The following is a 226-nucleotide window of genomic DNA, read 5'->3' as shown; positions in this document are numbered from 1 at the left end:
CGCTACGGGCCAATGGTCGCCCTGCCGCGCATTCTTGATACATACCGCCGCCTTGGCTTGAGGCAGTCGTTTTTCATACCGGGGTGGTGCTTGGAGACCTATCCCGACGTCGCGGAGGCAATTCTGAAAGATGGCCACGAGATTGGCCCCCATGGATACCAGCACGAAGACCCGATCAAAACGCGCGGGCAGCAGCGCGAGTGGTTCGAGCGCACTTTGGATGTGC

General features: G+C 60.2%; 1 protein-coding gene. It reads left to right on the top strand.

The annotated features are described in order from the left end of the window. The coding region (locus tag Q0842_RS16270) for a polysaccharide deacetylase family protein (protein WP_298500576.1) at positions 1 to 226 on the top strand (226 nt) is incomplete at both ends.

Source organism: uncultured Algibacter sp. (genome assembly GCF_947495675.1).
Classification (GTDB): domain Bacteria; phylum Bacteroidota; class Bacteroidia; order Flavobacteriales; family Flavobacteriaceae; genus Algibacter_B.
The sequence above is the reverse complement of the archived record's forward strand: the minus strand, read 5'-3'. Positions and strand labels throughout refer to the sequence as shown.